The organism is Gelria sp. Kuro-4, from assembly GCF_019668485.1.
Classification (GTDB): Bacteria; Bacillota; DTU030; order DUMP01; family DUMP01; genus DUMP01.
In genome coordinates this window covers 1471159-1493957 of record NZ_AP024619.1, presented here as the reverse complement: position 1 = coordinate 1493957, position 22799 = coordinate 1471159, and the positions used below count along the sequence as shown (strand labels likewise).

Genomic DNA, 22799 nt, shown 5'->3' with positions numbered 1-22799 from the left:
ACCTACTTCTACCTTAACATGTGTATGAGACCCGGGCCGCCTCTAGTACACCTCCATTATAGCTGTCCTCTCTGGCAAAAAATGTCATTTCCCGCATCAGAAAAAAGACGCGGCCGACCGCGTCTTTCACCGTAAGGAATTTATTTGTTAGACCTGGCCCCGGCGCAGGAAGGGTGGGATGTCGAGCTCGTCGCTGGCGAAGGGGCGGATGTCGAGGTCGCGCAGGAATTTATCCTTATCTTTATCCTTGTCCTTCTCCCCGCGGCGGCCCGCCCGCGGCTCGAAGCCGGTGGCGATAACGGTAACCTTTACCTCGTCCTCCATGGTTTCATCGATAACAGCCCCGAAGATGATGTTCGCATCCGGATCGGCGGCCTCGGAAATAATGGCCGCCGCTTCGTTTACCTCGAACAGGCCCAGGCTGGCCCCGCCCGTGATGTTAAGCAGCACGCCTTTGGCCCCGTCGATGGATGTCTCCAGGAGGGGGCTGGAGATGGCCATGCGCGCCGCCTCCACCGCGCGGTTCTCCCCGCTCGCCCGGCCGATCCCCATGAGGGCGGAGCCGGTGTCCACCATAATGGTCTTGACATCGGCAAAATCCAGGTTAATAAGGCCGGGCACGGTGATGAGGTCGGAAATCCCCTGCACGCCCTGGCGCAGCACGTCGTCGGCCACGCGGAAGGCGTCCACAATGGAGGTGCGTTTTTCCACCACCTGCAGCAGGCGGTCGTTGGGGATGATGATCAGGGTGTCCACCTTTTCCTTCAGTTCAGCGATGCCCTTTTCTGCCTGCATCATGCGCCGGCGCCCCTCAAAGGTGAACGGCTTGGTGACCACGCCCACCGTGAGTGCGCCCATCTCCTTGGCCACCTCAGCCACGGTGGGGCTGGCACCGGTGCCCGTCCCGCCACCCATGCCGGCGGTTACAAACACCATGTCCGCTCCCTTGAGTGACTCTTGCAAAAGTTCCCGGTTCTCCTCCGCCGCTTTCTTGCCGATGTCCGGGTTGGCCCCGGCCCCCAGGCCCTTGGTGAGCTTCTCGCCGATCTGAATCTTGCGGTTGGCCTGGGATAACAGGAGCGCCTGGGCGTCGGTGTTTACGGAGATAAACTCTACTCCCTTAAGCCCGGAGGCAATCATGCGGTTCACGGCGTTGTTACCGCCGCCACCTACGCCGATAACCTTGATATCGGCAAAACGGTCCGTATCCATATCGAATTCCAGCATAAACTGGCGCCCTCCTCAGCTCTCTAGCCTGCTGCCTAATAGAATTCAACATGCGGCTGAAATTCCCTTTTTTCCCTGGAATTTTTTTATCAACCTGATCCTGCCAGATCGGGCCCGACTCGAGGGTCAAGCATTTTCCCTCGAATTGTTAAAGACTCCGGCAAAACCCTTTGGCCGCTGCAAGGCAGCAGGAATTCGTACCGGTCCGGCGAAAGTATTCGCATGCCCTCAAAACATCACTACCCTACTCCGGCCCAGAAGGATCGAGCAAATGCTCCTACCGACACGCTATGCTATGAAAAGAGGTGCATCAGCCGTGGAACTCCTGCGGAAAGAGGCGGCCGCCCTGCCGCCCTACCAACCCTTCCCCAGCGGGGCCAAGGTAAAGCTCGACATGAACGAGAACCCCTTCCCGCTGCCCGAGCCGGTGCGCCGGGCGGCCGTGGATATCGCCGGGCGGCTCAACTTCGCCCGCTACGGCGACAGCGGCGCCTCCGCCCTGCGTTCGGCCCTGGCCGCCTACGCCGGGGTAAGGCCGGAGATGGTTTTCTGCGGCAACGGGTCGGATGAGATCATCCACCTTTTCCTTACCGCCTTCGGTGGAAACGGCCGGCGCGTCATCGTCCCCCGCCCCACCTTCGTCACCTTCCGGCGCGAGGCCATCCTGAGCGGGGCGGAGCTGGTGGAGGTGCCGCTGGCACCGGCCGAAAGTGCCGACCCCTTTGCCCTGGATATTGAACAGGTCGTTCGGCTTGCGAAGGAAAAGCCCGGTGTCGTCTTCATCGTCAACCCCAACAACCCAACGGGCAATCTCATTCCCCGGGAGGCCCTGCTGAGGATTCTTGCCGAAACCGAATCACTCCTGGTGGTGGACGAAGCGTACTACGAATATGCCGGCACCACCCTGGCCGGTGAGGTGGCCCGCAACCCGCGCCTAGCGGTGATGCGGACCCTCTCTAAGGCCTTCGGCCTGGCCGGCCTGCGCCTGGGGTACGTCATCGCCGTGCCGGAGGTGGTGGCCGCGCTCGACCGGGTGCGGCTGCCCTTCAACGTGAACATGTTCACCCAGGGCTTGGCCCAGGCCGCGGTGGAAAACGCCCCCCTCTTCAAGCCCCAAGTGGCCGCCCTCCTTGCCGAGCGGGACAAGCTCTGGCAGGGCCTGGCCGCCCTCCCGGGCGTACACCCCTTCCCCACCCACACCAACTTCATCCTCTTCACCGTGCCCCAGCCGCCCAGCACGGTATGGCGCAAGCTCTTCGCCGCCGGCGTCCTCATCCTGGACGTCAGCCGCGACCCGCTCCTTAAAAGCTGTCTGCGCGTCAGCACCGGCACGGCGGAAGAGAACGCCGTCTTCCTGAAAGCCCTGGCCGCGGCCCTAGCTTGACCGGCGGCACCGCTTAGCCAGCGCGGGCAAACGCCTGCATCTACTTTTTCCCAGGTGCCGGGCACCTGGAAAAACCCGGGCAGCGCCTCTGGCGGCATCTACTTTTTCCCAGGTGCCGGGCACCTGGAAAAACAGGAGGGTGAGGCAAGTTGAAATCCGTTTTGATTACAATGGTCTTCTTTCACGTCTTCGTCTTATGGCAAGGCTATCCGCTGGCCAACCTGCTTTTTCCGTGGGCAGAATCCAACCTGAAACCGATATACCTGGGCATAGTCTTCTTGAGCGGCTTAATTGTGGGCTGCACTGTTTATCTTGCCGAGCAAATAAGAGAGCTGAAGTCCGAGCGGAAAGAGGAAAAGGCGGAGACTGCGGCGAAGTAAAGGACAAAGCCGGTCGGCGTGGGGGTTAGGTGCAGTACGCCGGCCGTGGTGTAAGGTAGTCGGAAAGGAAGTGGAGAGCGTGCGGAAACTTTTGCCCAGCGTGGTGGAGGCCATCGGTGAAACTCCTTTGGTAGACCTGGAGCGCCTCGTCCGGGCACACGGACTGACAGGACACATTTACGCCAAGCTGGAGTACCTGAACCCGGGCTACAGCAAAAAGGACCGCATCGCTCTTCAGATTATCGAAGAGGCGGAAAGAAGCGGCGCGCTCAAGCCGGGGCAGACGGTGGTGGAGCTCACCAGCGGCAACACGGGCACGGGCCTCGCCATCGTCTGCGCCGTGAAAGGCTATAAGTTCGTAGCCGTGATGTCCAAAGGCAACTCGCCGGAGCGGGCACGCATGATGCGGGCGCTGGGGGCGGAGGTGGTCCTGGTGGACCAGGCGCCCGGCTCGCCGGCGGGCCAGGTCTCGGGCGAGGACCTGGCGCTGGTCGAACAAGAAACAGAGCGCATCGTGCAGGAAAGGGGCGCCTTCCGCGCCGACCAGTTCAACAACGACGCCAACGTGCGCGCCCACGAGCTTCACACCGGCGAAGAAATGTGGGCGCAGGCGGAGGGAAAGATCGACGCCTACGTGGACTTCGCCGGCACCGGTGGCACCTTTGCCGGCTGCGCGCTGGCGCTAAAGAGACATAACCCCGCCGTCCGCTGCTATGTGGTCGAGCCGGCCACGGCCGCCCACCTGGCCGGGCGGCCCGTCACCAATCCCAACCACCGCATCCAGGGCGGGGGGTACAATATGGACCTGCCGCTTCTGGAAAAGGAGCTCGTCGACGGTTATCTGGCCGTGAGCGACGAGGAGGCCATGGCCGCCGCGCGCGAGCTCGCCCGGCTGGAGGGAATCTTTGCCGGTTTCTCCTCCGGCGCCAACGTCGCCGCCGCTCTTAAACTCCTGCGCGGCCCAGAGCGGTGGAGTACCGTCGCCCTTACCATCAACGATTCTGGTCTGAAGTACCTGAGCACTGACCTGTATTTGTAGGTAGAAGCTCGGCTTCCGATGTGTCCAATGGCAAAATCAGCCGGTAATGGTACCAGGCACCTGGGGACATCTGCTAGGCGCTCGGCACCTACACATACTTCAGTATCAGCCAGTAGTGGCAGAAGCTCCCGGCTAAAATGAACAGGTGAAAGAGCTCGTGAAATCCCAGGATCTTGGCAGCAAAGTTCGGCCGCTTGGTGGCATAAATGAAGGCACCTACGCTGTAAAAAAGACCGCCCGCCAGTAGCCAAGCGAAGGCGGCCCTGCCCAAGGACCGGAGCAGCGGGGGCGTAGCGATGATGATCGCCCACCCCATCAATACATAAATCAGGGTGGACAGCCAGCGCGGGGCATTCAGCCATAAGCCTGTCGTAACCATCCCCGCACCGGCCAGTGCCCAAATGCCGATGAGGATGTTCCGTCCCCAGCTACCGGGCAGGACTAAAAGGCAAATGGGCGTATAAGTCCCGGCGATGAGAAAATAAATCATCATGTGGTCAACATAGCGCAGCGCCCTCGTTACTTTCTCCGGAACAAGCAAAAGGTGATACACGCTGCTGGCAGTGTAGAGCATGATCAGGCTGGCCCCGTAAACCGCGTAAGCAATTATGCGGGCGCTGGAGCCTGACCGAGCGGCCGCCAGCATGAGGACCACCAGGCCCCACACGGACAGTCCGGCGCCCGCCGAATGGGAAAAGCCGTTAAACGGCTCGCGAAACAGTCTGCGCTGGGTCGGCATAGCTCGGCTCCTTTCGCGGTGGCGCCTGCTCAGTAAGCTGTTGTCCCTTGAACCATTCGGCAAAGGCGGCCAGAATCCTGCCGTTCGCCTGGAAACCCAGGCGCCGGGCACTCGGGAAACCTTTGCAACTAGACACCGGCTCCCCTCCTCGCTGGGGAGCCGGTTCTTTTTGGGACCCGGCAGCGGCCGCGCGCTGCCAGCCGCTTAGCAGTATTGTCTTGCCAGTGTATGCAAGGCCTCTACCGCCGTCTGCACTTCTTCTTCCGTATTGAAGTAGCCGAAGCTGAAGCGCAGGGTACCGGCCGGGAAGGTGCCGAGGGTCCGGTGCGCCAGGGGCGAGCAGTGCAGGCCGGAACGCACCATAATCCCGTACTCCGCGTCCAAAACCGCGGCTACCTCCCCTAAATCGGCCCCACCCAGGGTGAGCGAAACGGTAGCCACCCGTTCCTCCACCTTTGCCGGCCCGTACACCTGCACGCCTGGAATCTCCCGTATGCCAGCCAGGAAGAGCCGGGTTAAATGTTGTTCGTGCTCCCGGATCTTCTCCAAGCCGGTGCCGAGGACAAACTGAGCCCCGGCGCCCAGGCCGGCAATGCCCACGGTGTTGGCCGTGCCGGCCTCGAATTTATCGGGAAGGAAGTCCGGCTGTTCCTCCTGGTCGGACTTGCTGCCCGTGCCCCCCTCCACCAATGGGATCAGGCGCTCTGCAGCCCGCTCGCTGACGACAAAGCCGCCCGTCCCAGGCGGGCCGTAGAGGGACTTGTGCCCGGTAAAGGCAAGGAAATCGAGGCCCAGCTCCTGAAAGTCGATGCTCAGCACCCCGGCCGTCTGCGCCGTGTCGAGGACGAAAAAGGCATCTGTCTGCCGGACGATGGCGGCCACTTCGTTTACGGGCAGAATCGTTCCCGTAACATTGGAGGCGTGGGTGAGCACAACCAGTTTGGTGTTTTTTCTCAGTGCCCGGCGGATGTCCTCTGGATTGAGCCTCCCGGCGCGGTCGCACGGAACAACGGAAAGCTCCACCCCGCAGTTCTTTTCCATAAACCGGAGCGGCCTCACCACGGAATTATGTTCCATGCTGCTCAGGATCACGTGATCCCCCGGCGTAAGGAGGCCTTTGATGGCGAAATTCAAGGCATAGGTGACGTTGGGGGTGAAGATGACCTGTTTTTCGGAAGGAGCATTGAACAGGGTCATGAGCCGCTCCCGGGCCATGAAGACAATCCGGCCCGCCGCGATGCTGCCGGCATAGCCGCCCCGACCCGGGTTACACCCAACATCCCTCATGTAGTGCTCCATGGCCTGCCAGGTAACCTCGGGCTTGGGGTTGGACGTGGCCGCGTTATCAAAATACAGCACCTATGTTTCCTCCTCTCCCGCCTTTTCTATCAGGTAGCACCGGAGCGCCTCCGTCGCCGGCGAAAGCACCTTCTGCTTATGGGTGATCAGGTAGAACTGGCGCCTGAGGTTAAGGTCCTTGACCCGGAAACCGCGCAGCGTGCCAGCCGCAAGTTCCCGTCGGGCCGCGAGCTCGGAGATAACCCCTAGGCCCAGGCCGGCCGCCGCCGCGGCTTTAACCGCCTCCGTGCTCTGCAGGCGGGCCACCACGTGCAGGGTTGCAGCCGGGAACCCCTTCTCCGCCAGGGCCTGTTCAAAGGTGTGCTGGGTCCCCGACCCCACCTCCCGCACTACCAGGGGTTCGGCCAAAAGTGTCTCCACCCCGATTTCCGGCCCCCATCGCCCGTACTTGCCCTCGGGTGCCGCCACCACGATAATGTGGTCGGCCAAGAAGGGCACGTACCCGATCTCTGCCCCGTCCCCAAGCGTACCCACCACGCCTAGGTCGGCCGCGTAACCCGCCACCTTCTCCCACACCTCCTGCGAGTCGGAGCGGGCCAGGTTGATGAAAACGCGTGGGTGCTGCCGCAAGAAGTCCGGCAGGAAGCGGGGGAGCAGGTAGTCGGCCGGTACGCTGCTGGCCCACACATTCACCGTACCGGCAATCTCCCGGGAGTAGGCGCTCACGGCTTTGACCGCTTTGGCGCGCAGCATCAGGATATCCGTCGCATACCTAAGGAACATCTTCCCGGCCGGGGTCAGCGCGTTCCTTCGGCCCTGGCGTTCAAAGAGTTTCGCCCCCAGTTCTTTCTCCAGCGCTGCCATCTGCATGCTGATCGTCGGTTGCGAAATGTAGAGCGTCTTGGCCGCTTCCGTAAACGTTCCCTGCCTGGCGATCTCAAGGAACATCTCCAGCTGCTTCAGTTCCACCCTGCGTACCCCCTGATTTCTCCTGGAATCAGTATCCTATAGCTGCCAGGCCTTGTCAATGACCTATTGTTTTTCTTGATGGGTAACTTCGGCAAGATCAATAGTTTGTATTTGTCGCCCTTTACCGGCTGCCCTATAATTGAAGTGGTGTTCTGTTATAATCTTCACAAGAGGTGGTATTGCCGGTGAACGAAAAGAAGCTGGTTCTGGGGACAGGAGCGGTCATCGGTCTCTTAAGCGTACTGCTCATGAAGTTTGGAAATCCGCCGAACATGGGGGTGTGCGTCGCCTGCTTTATCCGGGACATCGCCGGCGGCCTGGGGCTCCACCGGGCGGAGATCGTCCAGTACCTCCGGCCGGAAGTGCCGGGCTTTATTCTCGGCTCCACCCTGGTGGCCCTGGCGACGGGCGAGTTCCGCGCCCGGGGCGGTTCGGCGTCCTTGCAGCGCTGTTTTCTGGGCTTCTTTGTGATGGTCGGTGCCCTCGTTTTCCTGGGCTGCCCGTTGCGCATGGTGCTCCGCCTGGCCGCTGGTGACTTGAACGCCGTCGTCGCCCTGTTCGGCTTTGCCGCCGGCATTTGGGTCGGACTCATCTACATAAAAAACGGCTTTTCCCTAGGCAAGGCCGGGCGGCTGGCACCGGTGAACGGTTTCATCCTGCCGGGAGTAGCCGTGGTGCTTTTGCTTTTCGTCCTGGTTGCGCCGCCCTTCATCTTCTTCAGCGCCAAGGGCCCGGGCGCCGCACACGCGCCTTTTTACTTCTCCCTCCTCGCCGGCCTCGTCATCGGTGCCCTGGCCCAGCGCTCGCGCCTCTGTATGGCCGGGGGCATCCGTGACCTCTTCCTCATTGGCGACCCGCACCTCTTCGTAGGGTTTGTCGCCATCTTTCTGGTTGCCTTGGGACTCAATCTCACCGTCGGCCAGTTTAAGCTCGGGTTTGTAGGTCAGCCCATCGCCCACAGCGACGTCCTGTGGAACTTCCTCGGTATGTTCCTCGCCGGCTATGGTTCGGTGCTTTTAGGCGGTTGTCCGCTCCGGCAGTGCATCCTGGCCGGCGAGGGCGATACCGACGCCGCCCTCACCTTCCTAGGCATGCTCGTGGGCGCCGCCTTTGCCCACAACTTTTCCTTGGCCGCCTCGCCCAGTGGGGTCCCTGTGGGCGGTAAAGTAGCGGTGATCATCGGCCTTCTGGTCGTCACCGCCATCGGCTACTTCAATCTACCCCGGGCTGCCCGCGCCGGCAGCCGGAAGGAGGATGCTTCCTATGCCGCACAGGGTTGATGCACGGGGGCTCTCCTGCCCCCAGCCGGTGGTGCTAACCAAAAAGGCGCTGGCCAGCCTCACAGCGGGCCAGCTGGAGGTGCTGGTCGATAACCCCGCCGCCCGGGACAATGTGCTGCGCTTCGCCCGGAACACCGGCTGCCGAGTTGAGCTTGGTGCCGCAGGTGATGACTACCTTATCCGCATCACCAAAGGGTAGGGTGGGAACATGGACACCCCCGCCCAACCGTACCTGGTGATTACCTTCCCCAGCACCCATGCAGCCCTTAAGTTCGACAGCGCTTTTAAGGAAAAAGGGGCAGCTAAGCTAGTGCCCGTGCCGCGGGAGATAAGCTCCAGCTGTGGGCTCGCCGCGCGCCTGCCTGACCAGGACGCGACAAAACTTGTTGCCTCGCTGGCCGCTCTAGACGTGGAATACGAAGAGATCTACCGCCTCGTGCCGGGAGCAAAACCCCGGTGCCTGGCACCTTCGCCCGGCCGGTAGTCCTGAAAGACTGCCGGCCGGGTTTTTCTCTCTGGTGCCTTCATTCTCGCCCATGGGATGTCACTTTGTCACCCTGAAGAACTTCTGACGTATGGCCGCCGACCTTCGCGGCTGGTTACAAAAAAGCATCCCTCCTTTCAACCGGCGCAGGAAGAAGGGACACGGCACTTAAGCTGGAGCCGCCGCTCACCCCGTCCGGAGGCGTCGCCCTTAGCCACGAGCTCCAGCTGGACGGCGGGAATTACCTCGCCCTCATGGACGGCGTGGAGACAAAGCAACCACGGCCTCGATGCGGCGCATGGTGCTGGGATGCGTGTAGGTGAACCACTCGATGAAAGGCGGCGGGGAAATGTCGGCCAGGTCGCGCCGCGCCAAGTCCACCTGCAGGCGTACCACCGCTCGGGGATCGCCGGTGAGCTTTACCGAGTACGCATCGGCGGCCGCCTCCATGCGCCGCGAGATGCCGTTGGTGATGGGGTTCCCGATGAAAGACGTCAGGAGAAAAAAGAACACCACCAGCGCCCAGGCCTGCGGTGGGTAAGGCCCGCGGTGCGGCAGGTCCAGCGACAAGCGCAAGACCAGAAAGAGGAGTAGCCAGAGGGCAAAATTCGCCGCTATCCCGTAGACCGTCCCGCGCCGGATGTGCCCCAGCTTCCAGTGGGCCAGCTCGTGCGCCACCACAGCTTCCACCTCGTCGCGCGGGTAGTCGCGAAGGAGCGTGTCGTAAAGCACGATCCGCTTGGTCCGGCCAAGGCCGGCGAAGTACGCGTTGGCCTTGGTGGTGCGCCGGCTGGCGTCCATCACCAGAACCTTGCCCACGGAAAGGTCGGCCCGCTCCGCCAGGCGCTGCACCATGGCCACCACCTCCGGGTCCGTGGCCGGCGTAAAGCGGTTAAAGAGCGGCGCCACCACCACCGGCCAGAGGTAATTGGCGATTATGATCCAAGCGGCGAGAAACGCGCCCGCGGCCAACCACCAGGTGCGCGGCCAGCGCCTGGTTGCCCAGAAGAAAAGCACCACCCCGGCACCGCTCAGCATCAAGTCAAGCACGGCGCCCTTAAGGTAGTCGCCCCACCACCCCGCCAGGCTCTCAGTGGAAAAGCCCCACTGGTGCTCCAGGTAGTAGCCGCTCAAAAGGCTAAAGGGCAGGTTCACCGCCCGGAGCAGCACCCACAGGGCTGCAAAGAAAAGAAGCCCAGCCACTAAAGGCCGTCCCTGGGCCAGCCGGGTTGCACCGTGCCCGAGCCGGGCGGCCGCCGGGCTGAAAACCAGCCCGGCCAGCACAGCGAGCTCCACGAAAAAGCTTACGATGAAGATCAACCGGTTTGCCTGCGCGTACCGCCGCCCCGCAGCAATCTCCGCTGCGGTGAAATACTGGCGCGCCGCCGGGTCCACCGGCCCCGGCACCAACGTAAAGTACAGGTAAGCCAGCGCGAACACGCCCGCCAGCAAAAGAAGCCCCCACCACACCACTCGTCCCCGCACGCTCCCCCTCCTCGGTTTGCCGAGCGCCTCAGGCACCGCCGCACCCGGCGGGGCCTCCTCCACATTTTGAAGTTCGTATACTATCTTCCCCTGCAGCGCCTCCCGGCAGACAATTCCCGGGACATCACGGTAACACCCGGCGCGTTCCGGCGTACCCACCGGCACATCAACCGGGACTTCAACCGGAAGCCGGCTTCGCGCCGGGAAGAGGCGTAGCAGGGGGAGGTTGCGGTAAACAGGCGGCCCGGGTTACCGGCCGGGGCGCGGCGCAGGAGGGAAGTCGGGGCCGGCCTGGGCAGGCGGAGGCGCCGGGCTGTTCGCTATGGCCAGCACAAGGTACCCTCTTTTAGTGTAGGTTGGCTCCCAGCCTGCGCCGGAAGTGCTCTACCAGGTGGCGGCGCATTACCGCCAGGTTCTGGAAGATGCGCACCCCGAAGGCGAAAAGGGCGGCGTAATAGATCTCCACACCCAGCCGGTCCCCCAGGTAGGTGAGGCCGGCCGCCAGGAGAGCATTGCTAAAAAAGCCGGTGATAAAGATGACTGGATCGAATTGCTCCTCGATGCTGCCACGCAGGCCGCCGAAAACAGAGTCCAGTGCCGCCAGGATGGCCACCGCCACGTAGCGGGTGTAGGCCAAGGGAAAGGTGAAGGGAAAGGCCAGCCCGAGAGCAATTCCCAGCAGCAAACCGAAAAGCGGTGCCCACATCAGCTCTGCGCCTCCTTCGCCACCGGCCGGGCAAAGTGCCACGTCGGGCTGCCCACATAGGCTGGGAGGGTCAGCTTGTCCTTTTTCTCTATCTGGACCTGGATCCCCCAGAACTGCACTGTCTCCAGGATACCGCCCCGCATCTTGATGGCTGTCTCCAGGCCGTCCGGGTCGCCGATGGCCTGGACCACATAAGGCGGGGCGATGCGCGTGTTGTTTACCGAAATGGTGGGCCCGGCGCAGCGGATCTCTGTGGAGGCCACCACGCGCTGGCCGTTTACGGTAACGGCCTCGGCGCCCGCCGCCTTCAGCTCGTTGACGAGCTTGAGCAGGTCCTCGTCGTGAATGAGAAACAGGTTCGGATCCTGGCCCGGCTGGGCCACCCGCGTGCTGTCGTTAAGCGTCACCACAATGCCGGGGCCTTCCAGCGGAATCAAACCGGCCATCAGCCGGACCCGCTCCAGCTCCTCCTGCATGCCGGCGGTAACGCTTTCCTCTTTTGTCATCACCTCATCGAGTTGGGCCGTAAGCTTGTTCACCTGGACCCGCAGCGCGTCCCGCTCCGACTCAGCCTGCTTAAGAAGACTGGCCATCTCCTCGATCCGCTTGGTGGGAATGTTGCCGCGCAGGCTGGCCTGGGTCCTAAGCTGAGCAGTTAAAATAACGCCGAGAATAATACAGATAAAGGTAATCCATAGTTGTGAGCTGCGCTTCATGGTAGGATCACCTCCGTTTCATTACCTCATTATAGCACACTTGTCTATCCGGGTTTATTTCTGCTTAAGGCGGACTACCGCCTCTTTGGCGCTTCTGACGTCGATGGTGACCGCCACCTGCCCCTGCGCTTTCAGCTCGGCTAAAGTTCCCGCCAAAAGTGCCAGTTTTTGGTTCAGGTTTTCGGGCTGCCCCAGCAGGATCTGCTGCCTGCTCAAGGTATAAAGGGTGAATTCCCCCGCCCCATCCAGGTGAATCTCGGCCACCTGGGCCAGAAAGTCGGCGGGCAGCCCCTTAAGGCAGCGGCTGATCTGCTCCACCGCCGGGCCGGATAGGCGCTGGCCGAGGCGCACCTCGCCTGCAACGCTAAAACCAGTCACCAAAGGCAGGGCTTGTCCGCTCAAGGTGGGCCGGACAGCCAGGATCACCCCGTCGCCGGCCACCTCCAGGAACGAGGTTCGGTAGGGCACCAAAAATAAGGGCCGGCGCTCGTGAACCGTAAGCACCACCTGCCCGGGCAGGTGACGTGTAAGGTCGATGCTCTTTATCCACGGGTGCCCGCTCACCGTTTTGGCCAGTTCGTCGGCGCGCAGGCTGAAGATGTTCACCCCCGGCCTCACGCCGGTGAGTTCCTTAACCTCCTCCGGGCTCACCCGCTGGGTACCCAGGACCTGCACGCTGCGTACAGCAAAGTAAGGGGAGCGCAGCAGCCCGCCGCCCGCTCCCATCAGGATGACAAATATGAGTAGAAGGATGCGGAAGGACCGTTTGGAAAGCATTTGTCTCACCGCGATTCTTTCAGCCGCTGTACCTGAGCACCCAGGCGCCGCAACTTTTCCTCCAAGGCCTCGTAGCCGCGATCGATATGGTAAACGTTCTCCAGCACCGTCTGCCCGTCGGCGACCAGCCCGGCCAGCACCAGGGCTACGCCGGCTCTGAGGTCGGAGGCCTCTACGCAGGCGCCGCTCAGGCGCTCCACGCCCCGGATAACCGCCGCCCGGCCCTCAATGTTGATCTGGGCGCCCATCCGGCGGAGTTCATCGACATGTTTGAAGCGATTGACAAAAATGTTTTCAATTGCCACGCTGGTGCCTTCGGCAACGCTCAGCATGGCCATGGTCTGCGGCTGCATGTCGGTCGGGTACCCCGGATAGGGCAATGTCTTTATGTCTACCGCCTGCAGGCGCCGGCGGGCCGTTACGTAAATCCCTTCCCCGCTGCTTACCACTTCCGCTCCCGTCTCGCGCAGTTTGGCCGCCACCGGTTCGGTGTGCTCAGCGATTACGTTTTCCAGGTGAACGTCGCCTTGGGTCATGGCCGCCGCCAGCATAAAGGTGCCGGCTTCGATGCGGTCCGGAATCACGGAATGGCTGGTGGGATAAAGGTCGCTGACACCTTCAATCTTGATGGTGTCGGTACCAGCACCCCGGATCTTGGCCCCCATCTTATTGAGGAAATTCTGTAGATCCACCACCTCGGGCTCTTTCGCCGCATTGCGGATGACAGTCACTCCCTGGGCCTTCACCGCCGCCATCATAATGTTTTCCGTGGCCCCCACACTGGGAAAGTCCAGGTGTACATCGCTCCCTCGCAGGGCCGGGCCCTCGGCCAGGACATAGCCGTGTTTCTCGGTGATCTTGGCCCCCAGGGCGGAAAGCCCCTTGAGGTGTAGGTCGATCGGACGCGGCCCGATGGCGCAACCGCCCGGGTAGGAGACCTTCACCTTGCCCAAGCGCCCGAGCAGGGCTCCCATGATGAAGATGGACGAGCGCATCTCGCGCATGAGGTTCTCGGGTACTTCACACGCCGCCACGCTGGCGGCGTCGATCCGGCAGTACCCCTTGCCCGCTTCCACCTTGGCGCCCATCAGTTTCAGGATTTCGCACATCACCCGCACATCGCGCAGGTCCGGCACCTCGTGTATCTCACAGGTGCCGGGGCAAAGCAGGGAAGCCGCCATGATAGGGAGGGTGGCATTTTTTGCTCCAGCGATACGGACGGTCCCTTTGAGCGGCGCTCCACCGGTGATAAGAAATCTGTCCATGCTGGCAACACCCCCGTTTCTCCTCTCCCAAAAGCCCGGGTTAAGCCTGGGCGGCGCGTTTCACTTGACTGAGGGCAGCCACCAGTTCCTCGCCCACCGTCCAGATGTTGCCGGCACCCACAGTGAGCACCAAATCGCCCGGGCGCACGCGCTCCAGCAAGTACGGTACAATATGTTTCAACTCCGGGATGTATACCGGTTGCGGCCCGTCCTGCGCCGCCACCGCGTCAACGATAAGCTCCGAGCTGACACCGGCAATCGGTGTTTCACCGGCCGAGTAGATGCCGGTGATGATAAGCTCGTCGGCCTGCCCGAAGGCCGCGCCGAACTCCTTGTGCAGGAACTTGGTCCGCGTGTAGCGGTGGGGCTGGAAGACACAAATGATGCGGCTGAAGCGCCCCAGTTTCGCCGCGCTGAGGGTGGCCTTGATCTCTGTGGGGTGGTGGCCGTAGTCATCCACCACGTAGACGCCGCCCACTTCACCCAAGAGCTCAAAGCGGCGATGCACGCCGTGAAACACGGCCAGGGCCTCCCGTACGACGGCAAAGTCCACGCCCACTTCTCGTGCCACGGCCACCGTGGCCAGCGCGTTGAGGATGTTGTGCCGGCCGGGAACACTCAAGCTGAGCGATCCCAGGTAGGCCCCGCGCTCAAAAACATCGAAATCGCTGTGCAGGGTACGGTGGCTGATATTACGGGCTTCGTAGGTAGCCGGGTTATCAAGCCCATATGTTACTGTCCGCCGTTGGCACACGCCGGCGATGTGAGCAGCGGTGGGGTTGTCGGCGCACAGAACGGCGAGGCCTGCGCCCGGCACCCGGGCCACGAACGTCGCAAAGGCCGCCGCTATTTTTTCCACACTGCCGTAGTAGTCCAGGTGATCGTCCTCCACATTGGTAACCACCGCGATGTGCGGCCTGAGCTTAAGAAAGCTCCCGTCACTTTCATCGGCCTCCGCCACCAGGTACTCGCCTCGGCCCACTTTGGCGTTACCGCCAATGTCGTTGAGCTCACCGCCGATGAGAACGGTGGGGTCAAGCCCTGCCCGTTCCAGAACCAAAGAAATCATGGAAGTCGTTGTTGTTTTACCGTGCGCTCCCGCCACGGCGATGCCTTTACGGTCGTCCATAAGCTCGGCCAGCATCTCGCCACGCTGGACGATGGGGATACCGGCTTCTTTGGCCGCCGCCAGCTCCACGTTGGTCGCCGGAATGGCCGACGATACCACCACCAGGTCCGGGTGCTTCAGGTTCTTCGCCCGGTGGCCGATGTAAATGGTCGCTCCCATTCTGGCTAGCCGCGCGGTGGCCTCGGACCGTTTAAGGTCGGAACCTGTGATGGTATTCCCTGCTTCAAGTAGCACTTTGGCAATGGCGCTCATACCGGCGCCGCCGATGCCGATGAAGTGAATGGTGCGTTTGTTGCTCGGCATTCAGGTTCTCTCCTTCCCAACTCTGTACTTCCTCCGCGCGGCAGGGTAACCTTTCGATGGCACTCTGCATTGTACTGTATGCGCCGACCGGTGCAAGTGTTACTTTCTCCGCGCCAGGCGCTCAATCTCGTCGGCAATTGTTTCTGCCGCCTCGCGTTTTCCCAAGGCGCCGGCCGCCGCCGCCATCCGCGCCCGCTCATCCGGCCGGGCCAAGAGGTCTTCGATCGCCCGCGCGAGCCGCTCGCCGCTCAGTTCCTTTTCCCGGATCATAAGAGCGGCGCCCCGCCGTACCAAAAGCCGGGCGTTGAATTCCTGGTGGTTGGCGGTGACGTAAGGCGAGGGCACCAGGATGGCAGGAATACCGCGGGCGGTGATCTCGGCAATGGTGGTGGCTCCGGCCCTGGTTACCACCACATCTGCCGCCGCCAAGGCGTCTTCCATGTTGTACAAATAGGGTCTTAGTAACATTTTCCCCTTCCCGGAACGCTGTATACCCAGGCACCGCACTTTCTCCTCAATTGTAGCAAAATCGCCGCTACCTGTCACCACAAGTAGCATATTCCCGGGCTGGCTCAGAAGTACCGGCGCCGCCGCCACGGCGGCCTCGGTCACCGGCCGGGCCCCCCGGCTCCCCCCAAAAACGAGCACCAGGCGGGCATCGGCCGGGATTTCCAGGTTTTGCCGCCCTTCTTCCCGCGTGCGCCGCCAAACGGCCTCCCGCACCGGATTGCCACTCACCAAAACCTTGCGCCGGGGAAAGTAGCGGGCCGAATCGGCGTACGACACGGCAACCCGCCGGGCAAAACGGCTCAGCCACCGATTGGCCAACCCCGGCAGGGCATTTTGCTCGTGCAGCACAACCGGAACGCCCTGCAAAAAGGCAGCCATCACCACCGGGACGGTGACATAGCCGCCCGTTCCCAGCACCACGTCCGGGCGAAAGCGCCGGATAATGGCCAGGGCCTGGCCAAAGCCGCGCAGGTTCTGAACCAGCGTGCTTAAATTTGCCAGCGTGAGGCGCCGGCGCAGGCCGGCCGAATGGATGGCCTTAAGCGCAAACCCGGCCTTCGGCACCAGGTCCTGCTCCAGGCCGCGCTCGGTACCGACAAAGAGAATGTCCGCCTGGGAATCCCGCCGGCGCAGGAGTTGGGCCACCGCCAGCGCCGGGTAGATGTGTCCCCCGGTACCACCGCCTGTAAAAAGAACGCGCATTACGGAGCCTCCTTACACTACGCCCGTCGGCCCTGGCTGGAGATGTTGAGCAGAATGCCAATTCCAGCGAGGGAAAACACCAGCGATGAGCCGCCGTAACTGATAAAGGGCAGGGGGATACCGGTAATGGGAAGCGAACCGGTCACCACCCCGATGTTCACCAGTGCCTGTAGTGCCACCATGCTTACTATGCCAATGGCGAGCAGAGTGCCGAAGCGGTCGGGCGCCAGCATGGCCGCCCGGCAGCCGCGCCAGGCCAAGAGGAAAAACAGGGCGAGAACGAGCAAAGTTCCTAAGAGCCCCAGCTCCTCACCTAAGATGGCAAAGATAAAGTCAGTGTGCCGCTCCGGCAGGTAGAGGAATTTTTGGTGGCTTTGCCCCAGGCCGACGCCCAAAAGCCCGCCCGAACCCAAGGCATACAAGGACTGGATGATGTGGTACCCGCTGCCCTGCGGATCCGCCGCCGGGTCCAGAAAGGCTAGGAAGCGGGCCCGCCGGTACTCCTCGCCCATGATGGCCCACCAGAGCACCGGTACGGCCGCTGCACCCAACCCGGCCAGGTGCCTGAGATCCGCCCCCGCGCTAAACAGCATCACCCCGGCGGTTCCCGCCAGGGCCACCGCCGTTCCCAGGTCCGGCTGCTTGAGAATCATCAGGCAGAGCACGCCCAAAAGGACCAGCGCCGGCAGCAGGCCGCGCCAGAAATTCCTGATCTTGTCTCCCCGGTCGGCCAGGAAGGCGGCCAGAAAAAGGACGCTGCACAGCTTGGCCACCTCGGAGGGCTGGACGTTAAGGGGCCCCACCTGGAGCCAGCGGCGCGCACCGCCGCCGGCCACGCCGATGTCCTTAACCATCACCAGCCCTAAAAGAAGCACCGCACCGGCCAGCGCCGGCAAGGCCCAGCGCTTAAGGTAATGGTAGTCCAGCTGCATGAAAACGCTCATGCCCACCAAGCCGATGAGGGTCCAAACAGCCTGGCGTTTCAGGTAATACAGGCTGTCGTTGAACTCGGCCAGGGCGGCCACGCTGCTGGAGCTGAAGACCATGACAATCCCCAGACCGAGCAGGGTGGCGGTGGCAAAAAAGATCAGGAAGTCAGTTCTCCCCTTCTCCTTCATGCCGGCTCCCTCCCAAGTTCAGCCACCAACGCCTTGAAGAGGAGCCCCCGCTCCTCGTAGTTCTTAAACATGTCAAAGCTGGCGCAGGCCGGCGAAAGGAGCACCGTGTCCCCCGGCCGGGCCAGGGAGCGGGCCGAGCGCACGGCCGCCGCCAGGGAGTCGACTTCTGTAACGGCACTGAAGCCGCCGGCCGCCAGGGCGCGGCGAAACTTGGGCACGGCTTCGCCCAGCAGCACCACCGCCCGGCAGCGGTTCTTAATAACCTCCACCAGAGCGCCGAGGTCGGTGCCCTTTTCACGGCCCCCGGCGATGAGCACAATAGGCGGGGGAAAGGCTTCCAGGGCCTTAATGGCGGCGTCGGGGTTGGTGCCCTTGGAGTCGTTGATGTAGCGCACGCCGTCCACCGTAGCCACGTACTCGCAGCGGTGCTCCACGGCGGGAAAAGTTCTCAGCGCTGCAGCAATGGCTGCCGGCGCAGCCCCCGCGCAGCGGGCCAGCAGCGCCGTGGCCAGGGCGTTTTCCAGGTTGTGGGCGCCGGGCAGGGCCACTTCCTCCGCCCGGCAGAGACGCTCCAGCCCCCCCTCCCATCCCAGCACCAGCCGGTCCTCCTCAAGCCACGCCCCCTCCGCCAGGCGCTGCCGCCGGCTGAAGTAGAGCACGTGGGCCGGGGCCGCGCCGGCCAGGGTACGGGTCGGTTCATCGTCGGCATTGAGCACCAGGTAGTCCTCGGGCCCCTGGTTGGCGAAAATCCGGGCCTTGGCCGCCCGGTAAGCGGCGAAGCCGCCATGCCGGTCCAGGTGGTCTTCGCTGAGGTTTAAAACGGCGGCCACGCGCGGATGGAAGCGCTCGGTACGCGCCAGCTGAAAGCTCGACACCTCCGCCACCACCCAGGTACCAGGGGCAAGTTCGGTTACAGTACGGCTTACCGGCACACCGATGTTCCCGGCTACGGCCGCCGGCACCCCCGCCTGCTCGAGCGTCCACCCCACCCAGCTGGTGGTGGTTGTTTTGCCGTTGGAGCCGGTGATCGCAAGATAAGGCCCCGCGTACAGGCGGGCCGCCAGCTCCACCTCGCTCAGCACCGGGAGGCGGCGCCGCTCGGCCTCGAGAAGAAGCGGGATGTCGTCCGGCACGCCTGGGCTCACGATGATCAGGTCCACCCTGTCCAGGAGACTCAGCGGGTGACCGCCAAGCACCAGCTCCACCCCCAGGACGCGCAGCCCGGCGACCGCTGCGCCCAGGTCTCGTTCCGCCCGCACGTCGGTGGCAACCACGTGCGCCCCGCGCCGGGCCAGCACCTGGGCTGCGGCGGTCCCGCTCCGCGCCAGTCCCACCACCAAGATGCGCCGGCCACAAAAATCCTCCATGCTCCGCACCCCCTAGGCCCCGAAATACCAGAGGGCCAGGCCGAGGACGGCCAGGGCCGTCCCACCCAGCCAGAAGCGCCGTACCACCACCGGTTCGGGCCAGCCCCCCAACTCAAAGTGGTGGTGCAGGGGGCTCATGCGAAAGATGCGCCCGCCGGTGAGCCGAAAGTAGACCACCTGCAGGATCACCGACAGCGTCTCCACCACAAAAACGCCGCCGATCACGGCCAGCCAGATCTCTGTTTTGGTGAGCACCGCGGTGGCCGCCAAGGCGGCACCCAGCGCCAGGGAGCCTGTGTCGCCCATGAAGATCTGCGCCGGGTAGGAGTTGAACCAGAGAAAGCCCACACAGGCCCCGGCAAAAGCCGCCGTAAAGACGGCAAGCCCTGGATTCTGCCCCAAGGCGATGAAGGTAAAAGCCAAAAAGGCGATGCCGGCCGTGCCGGCCGCCAGGCCGTCCAGGCCATCCGTGAGGTTGACGGCGTTGGCACTGCCCACCACCACCAAGACGATAAAGGGGATGTACCACCAGCCGGGGTGAACAGTCCCCCAGAAGGGAATGCGGACGCCGCCGCCCAGCGCCGGGTGAAAGTACACCCAGGCCCCCAGCAGGCCGGCCAGGACAACCTGAGCGACCAGTTTCTCCCGCGCCTTAAGCCCTAAGGCACGCCGGCGCACGGCTTTACGGGCGTCGTCCTCAAGCCCGATGAGGGCATATCCCACCGTCAGGCCTACCGCCGGCAGGGTCTCCGGCGCTCCCCGCGCGAAGAGCAGGGTACCGGCGGCTGCCGCCCCCACCAGCACCACTCCGCCCATGGTGGGCGTGCCCGCCTTCACCTGGTGCCGGGCCGGCCCCTGGCTGCGGATGGCCTGGCCATAGTGCAGGCGCCTGAGATAACTGATAAGAGGCGGCGTAAGCGTAAGGGTAAGCGCCAGGCTGAACACCGCCGCCGCCAACAGAGAACTTAACATCAGTGCTCCTCCAAACCTCTTCCTGTTAGGGCCGCCGCCACCTGTTCAAAGTGCATACCCCGCGAGGCCTTCACCAGAACCGCATCCCCCGGCCGCACCCGGCGCTTCGCCTCCTGGGCAGCCGCCGCGGCATCAGGACAAATAAAGACCTGGTCGCGCGTAAGGCCCGCTGCCAGCGCCGCCTCGCCCAGGTGAGCCGCCAGCGGCCCGCCCGTTATCAGGCAGGTAACGCCCAGCTCCACCGCCCGGCGCCCGATTTCGCGGTGGGCCTCCGGGCCGTAAGCGCCCAGCTCCAGCATGTCGCCCAACACCGCCACCTGCCGCCGTCCGTCGGCGAGGTCCCGCAGCGTCTCCAGCGCCCCCCGCATGGAGGTGGGATTGGCATTGTAAGCGTCGTCGATGATGAGCGTGCCGTCCGGGCGCCGGCAGAGGTTGAGCCGCATGGCCGAGGGGCGAAAGGCCCTTAAACCGGCGCGCATCTCATCCAGGTTCAGGCCGAAGTAGTGCCCCACCGCCAGGGCCGCCAAGGCATTGCAGGCGGTAAAGCGGCCCGGGAGGGGCACAAACACCTCACCGCTGCCGCAGGGGCCGCTCACCGTAAAACGCACGCCCTCCGCCCCCACCGGCTCCACACCCTGAGCGCGGAAGTCCACTCCTTCCCCCAGGCCAAAGGTCACCCGGCGCGCCCGGCTGCGGGCCGCCTGGCTGAGCACCCAAGGATCGTCGCCGTTGAGGACGGCCAAGCCGGCAGCCGGCAGGGCCTCCAAGAGCTCACCCTTAGCGCGGGCGATGTTCTCCTGCGAGCCGAGAACCTCTATGTGGGTGAGCCCGACATTGATCAGCACCCCGACCTCCGGCTGCGCCACCTCCGCCAGGCGGGCGATCTGTCCCGGCCCGCGCATGGCCAGCTCCACTACCGCCGCTTCATGGTGCGGCTCCAGGTTAAAGAGCGTTAGCGGCAGGCCGATCTCGGTGTTAAGGTTACCTTCGTTCTTTAAGGTGGTATAGCGGGTACTAAGGACGGCCGCCGTGAGGTCCTTGGCGGTGGTTTTGCCTGTGCTCCCGGTGATGGCCACGGTGCGCACGGCGAAACGGCGGCGGTACCAAGCGGCCAAGGCGAGCAGGGCGGCGGTGGTGTCCGCCACCGCAATAAGCGCCTTGCCTTCCGGCACCTCCACCGCAACTTCCCGCTCGACCAGCGCGGCGGCCGCCGCGCCGGCCAGCACGGCCGGCACAAACGAGTGCCCGTCCACCCGCTCACCGGTAAGCGCCACAAAAAGGTCTCCCGGCCGCACCCGGCGCGAGTCGCTGGCCACACCGGTGATCGGGGTTCCCGCCGCGCCAGAGAGGAGGCGGCCGCCGGTAACCTGGGCTACCTCGGCTGCCGTTACCGGCTGCATTGCCCCGTCATCTCCTTCAGGAACTCGCGCGCCACCTGCCGGTCATCAAAGGGCAGAGTGCGGTCGCCGATTATCTGGTACGTCTCGTGGCCCTTGCCGGCAATGAGGACCACGTCCTTGGGCCGGGCCGCCGCCAGGGCCTGGCGGATGGCCTCGCGCCGGTCGGGGACCAGGGTGTAGCTCCCCTTGGGCGATCCTTCTTCCTTGGCCCCCGCCTCAATCTCGCGGATGATAGCCAGTGGGTCTTCGCTCCGGGGATTATCAGAGGTGATGAAGGTCAGATCGGCGTGCTCCACCGCCAGCCGCCCCATGATGGGCCGTTTGGTGCGGTCACGGTCGCCGCCGCAGCCAAAAACAAGGATGATGCGCCCGCGGGCGAACTCCTCCGCTGTTTTCAGTATATTCTCCAGTCCATCCGGAGTGTGGGCGTAGTCTACGATCACGGCGAACTCCTGGCCCTCTTTCACCAGCTCGAAGCGCCCCGGTACCCCGGGCAGGCCTTCCAGAGCCTGCTTGATCACCGGCAGGGGAATATTCTGGGCCAGGCCCACGCCACAGGCCGCCAGGGCGTTATAAACGCTGAAGAGGCCGGTGAGGTGAAGCCGCAGGCGCTCGCTGCCGGCTGGGGTGTGCAGGGTGAACTCCACCGCCTGCAGCCCGATGTCGATATCCCCGGCGCGGATGTCGGCCGGCTGCCGGACCCCGTAGGTAAGAACCCGCGCCTGGGTGGCCCGGCGCATGGCGGCACCGCTCGGATCATCGGCGTTGATAACCGCCGTGCGCCCGCCGGCTTTACCGCCGGGCCGGCTGAGCTGCTGAAAAAGCTTAGCCTTCGCCTGCCGGTAGTTATCCAGGGTCTTATGAAAATCCAAGTGGTCCTGCGTAAGGTTGGTGAAGACAGCCACATCGAACTCGATGTTTTTCACCCGCCCCAGCTCCAGGGCATGCGAGGAAACCTCCATGGCGGCGTGCGTAACGCCTGCCTTTACCATGCGGCAGAAGAGCTCTTCTACGTCCAGCGACTCCGGCGTGGTCCTTTCCACCGGGAGTACCTCGGCGCCGACGTGGTTCTCCACGGTGCCGATGAGCCCGGTGCGGTAGCCGGCCGCCCGGAAGATGGCCTCACTCAAAAAAGCGGTGGTGGTTTTCCCGTTGGTACCCGTAACCCCCACCACGCGCAGCCGGCGGGAAGGGTGGTCATAAAAAGCCGCCGTCAGGTCCGGCAACGCCTGCCGGCTGTCCGGCACCACCACCTTGGCAATCCCCGGTGGCACCGCTACCTCCGGCCGATCGACCACCACCGCCCGCGCCCCCCGGGCCAGGGCCTCCGGCAGGAAAAAATGGCCGTCCTGGCGGAAGCCGCGCACGGCTACGAAGAGGCCGCCCGGCTCCACCCGGCGGGAATCATAAGCAATCTGGCTGATGCTGAGATCGTCTTCCGGCCCCAGCCCTTCCAGGGTGGTCACCGGTATGTTTTCCAGGAGTGCGCGCAGCTTTTTCGGCATCTCTCAGACCTCCCCAGTTCCTCCGCTCCCTAGTATAGCCCTT

22 protein-coding genes are annotated in these 22799 nt (G+C 63.6%); 6 read left to right on the top strand and 16 right to left on the bottom strand.

What is annotated here, in order from left to right:
* Positions 1-147: 147 nt before the first annotated feature.
* Positions 148-1227, bottom strand: coding sequence for a cell division protein FtsZ (ftsZ, locus tag K5554_RS07450; protein ID WP_221037882.1), 1080 nt, complete (start codon positions 1225-1227; stop codon positions 148-150).
* Between the two features lie 316 nt (positions 1228-1543).
* Here ftsZ and hisC point away from each other — a divergent pair, with 316 nt between their 5' ends.
* From hisC to K5554_RS07435, 3 genes are all read left to right on the top strand, one after another.
* Positions 1544-2611 carry a histidinol-phosphate transaminase gene (gene hisC, locus K5554_RS07445; protein ID WP_221037881.1) on the top strand — a complete coding sequence of 356 codons (1068 nt, stop codon included), beginning with the start codon at positions 1544-1546 and terminating at the stop codon, positions 2609-2611.
* 149 nt (positions 2612-2760) lie between these two features.
* Positions 2761-2991, top strand: coding sequence for a hypothetical protein (locus K5554_RS07440; protein WP_221037880.1), 231 nt, complete (start codon positions 2761-2763; stop codon positions 2989-2991).
* 79 nt (positions 2992-3070) lie between these two features.
* Entirely contained in the window at positions 3071-4030 is a 960-nt protein-coding gene (locus K5554_RS07435) for a PLP-dependent cysteine synthase family protein (protein WP_221037879.1), read from the top strand.
* Positions 4031-4118: 88 nt separating this feature from the next.
* Here K5554_RS07435 and K5554_RS07430 read toward each other — a convergent pair whose 3' ends face one another.
* The 3 genes from K5554_RS07430 to K5554_RS07420 all read right to left on the bottom strand — a co-directional run bounded on the left by K5554_RS07430 (position 4119) and on the right by K5554_RS07420 (position 7037).
* Entirely contained in the window at positions 4119-4769 is a 651-nt protein-coding gene (locus K5554_RS07430; protein WP_221037878.1) for a hemolysin III family protein, read from the bottom strand.
* Between the two features lie 204 nt (positions 4770-4973).
* A complete protein-coding gene (locus tag K5554_RS07425; RefSeq protein WP_221037877.1) occupies positions 4974-6128 on the bottom strand; it encodes an aminotransferase class V-fold PLP-dependent enzyme in 1155 nt (384 codons plus the stop codon).
* Positions 6129-7037, bottom strand: coding sequence for a selenium metabolism-associated LysR family transcriptional regulator (locus tag K5554_RS07420; protein ID WP_221037876.1), 909 nt, complete (start codon positions 7035-7037; stop codon positions 6129-6131).
* 185 nt (positions 7038-7222) lie between these two features.
* Between K5554_RS07420 and yedE the strand changes: the two genes are divergently transcribed.
* Genes yedE through K5554_RS07405 form a run of 3 tightly spaced genes read left to right on the top strand, consistent with a single transcriptional unit; the run spans position 7223 to position 8801 of the window.
* The gene (gene yedE / locus K5554_RS07415; RefSeq protein ID WP_255565322.1) at positions 7223-8317 is read left to right on the top strand and encodes a YedE family putative selenium transporter; all 1095 of its coding nucleotides are present in this window, start codon (positions 7223-7225) and stop codon (positions 8315-8317) included.
* Positions 8301-8516, top strand: a complete 216-nt coding sequence (locus tag K5554_RS07410; RefSeq protein ID WP_221037875.1) for a sulfurtransferase TusA family protein — start codon at positions 8301-8303, stop codon at positions 8514-8516. The genes yedE and K5554_RS07410 overlap by 17 nt, the downstream gene beginning before the upstream one ends.
* Positions 8517-8525: 9 nt before the next feature.
* On the top strand, positions 8526-8801 hold the full coding sequence (locus K5554_RS07405) for a DUF3343 domain-containing protein (protein ID WP_221037874.1): 276 nt from the start codon (positions 8526-8528) through the stop codon (positions 8799-8801).
* Positions 8802-9053: 252 nt separating this feature from the next.
* Here the strand turns inward: K5554_RS07405 and K5554_RS07400 are convergent, their stop codons facing one another.
* The 12 genes from K5554_RS07400 to K5554_RS07345 form a co-directional block, all read right to left on the bottom strand.
* Positions 9054-10451, bottom strand: a complete 1398-nt coding sequence (locus K5554_RS07400; RefSeq protein ID WP_255565321.1) for a M48 family metallopeptidase — start codon at positions 10449-10451, stop codon at positions 9054-9056.
* Positions 10452-10632: 181 nt separating this feature from the next.
* The gene (locus K5554_RS07395; RefSeq protein ID WP_221037873.1) at positions 10633-10992 is read right to left on the bottom strand and encodes a small basic family protein; all 360 of its coding nucleotides are present in this window, start codon (positions 10990-10992) and stop codon (positions 10633-10635) included.
* Entirely contained in the window at positions 10992-11708 is a 717-nt protein-coding gene (locus tag K5554_RS07390; RefSeq protein ID WP_221037872.1) for a DUF881 domain-containing protein, read from the bottom strand. Before K5554_RS07390 ends, K5554_RS07395 begins: the two co-directional genes overlap by 1 nt.
* A 54-nt stretch (positions 11709-11762) precedes the next feature.
* A complete protein-coding gene (locus K5554_RS07385) occupies positions 11763-12485 on the bottom strand; it encodes a cell division protein FtsQ/DivIB (RefSeq protein WP_221037871.1) in 723 nt (240 codons plus the stop codon).
* A 5-nt stretch (positions 12486-12490) separates the two neighbouring features.
* Complete coding sequence (gene murA, locus K5554_RS07380) at positions 12491-13750, bottom strand: UDP-N-acetylglucosamine 1-carboxyvinyltransferase (protein ID WP_221037870.1); 1260 nt, start codon at positions 13748-13750, stop codon at positions 12491-12493.
* 40 nt (positions 13751-13790) lie between these two features.
* Positions 13791-15182 carry a UDP-N-acetylmuramate--L-alanine ligase gene (gene murC, locus K5554_RS07375; RefSeq protein ID WP_221037869.1) on the bottom strand — a complete coding sequence of 464 codons (1392 nt, stop codon included), beginning with the start codon at positions 15180-15182 and terminating at the stop codon, positions 13791-13793.
* Positions 15183-15281: 99 nt separating this feature from the next.
* Entirely contained in the window at positions 15282-16394 is a 1113-nt protein-coding gene (gene murG / locus K5554_RS07370) for an undecaprenyldiphospho-muramoylpentapeptide beta-N-acetylglucosaminyltransferase (RefSeq protein WP_221037868.1), read from the bottom strand.
* Positions 16395-16411: 17 nt separating this feature from the next.
* Positions 16412-17512: a putative lipid II flippase FtsW gene (gene ftsW / locus K5554_RS07365; protein ID WP_221037867.1), complete on the bottom strand. Its 1101-nt coding sequence runs from the start codon at positions 17510-17512 to the stop codon at positions 16412-16414.
* Positions 17509-18879, bottom strand: a complete 1371-nt coding sequence (gene murD / locus K5554_RS07360) for a UDP-N-acetylmuramoyl-L-alanine--D-glutamate ligase (protein ID WP_221037866.1) — start codon at positions 18877-18879, stop codon at positions 17509-17511. Before murD ends, ftsW begins: the two co-directional genes overlap by 4 nt.
* Before the next feature lie 12 nt (positions 18880-18891).
* Positions 18892-19851, bottom strand: a complete 960-nt coding sequence (gene mraY / locus K5554_RS07355; RefSeq protein WP_221037865.1) for a phospho-N-acetylmuramoyl-pentapeptide-transferase — start codon at positions 19849-19851, stop codon at positions 18892-18894.
* Positions 19851-21251 carry a UDP-N-acetylmuramoyl-tripeptide--D-alanyl-D-alanine ligase gene (gene murF / locus K5554_RS07350; protein WP_221037864.1) on the bottom strand — a complete coding sequence of 467 codons (1401 nt, stop codon included), beginning with the start codon at positions 21249-21251 and terminating at the stop codon, positions 19851-19853. Before murF ends, mraY begins: the two co-directional genes overlap by 1 nt.
* Positions 21239-22756 carry a UDP-N-acetylmuramoyl-L-alanyl-D-glutamate--2,6-diaminopimelate ligase gene (locus K5554_RS07345; RefSeq protein ID WP_221037863.1) on the bottom strand — a complete coding sequence of 506 codons (1518 nt, stop codon included), beginning with the start codon at positions 22754-22756 and terminating at the stop codon, positions 21239-21241. The genes murF and K5554_RS07345 overlap by 13 nt, the downstream gene beginning before the upstream one ends.
* Positions 22757-22799 lie beyond the last annotated feature (43 nt).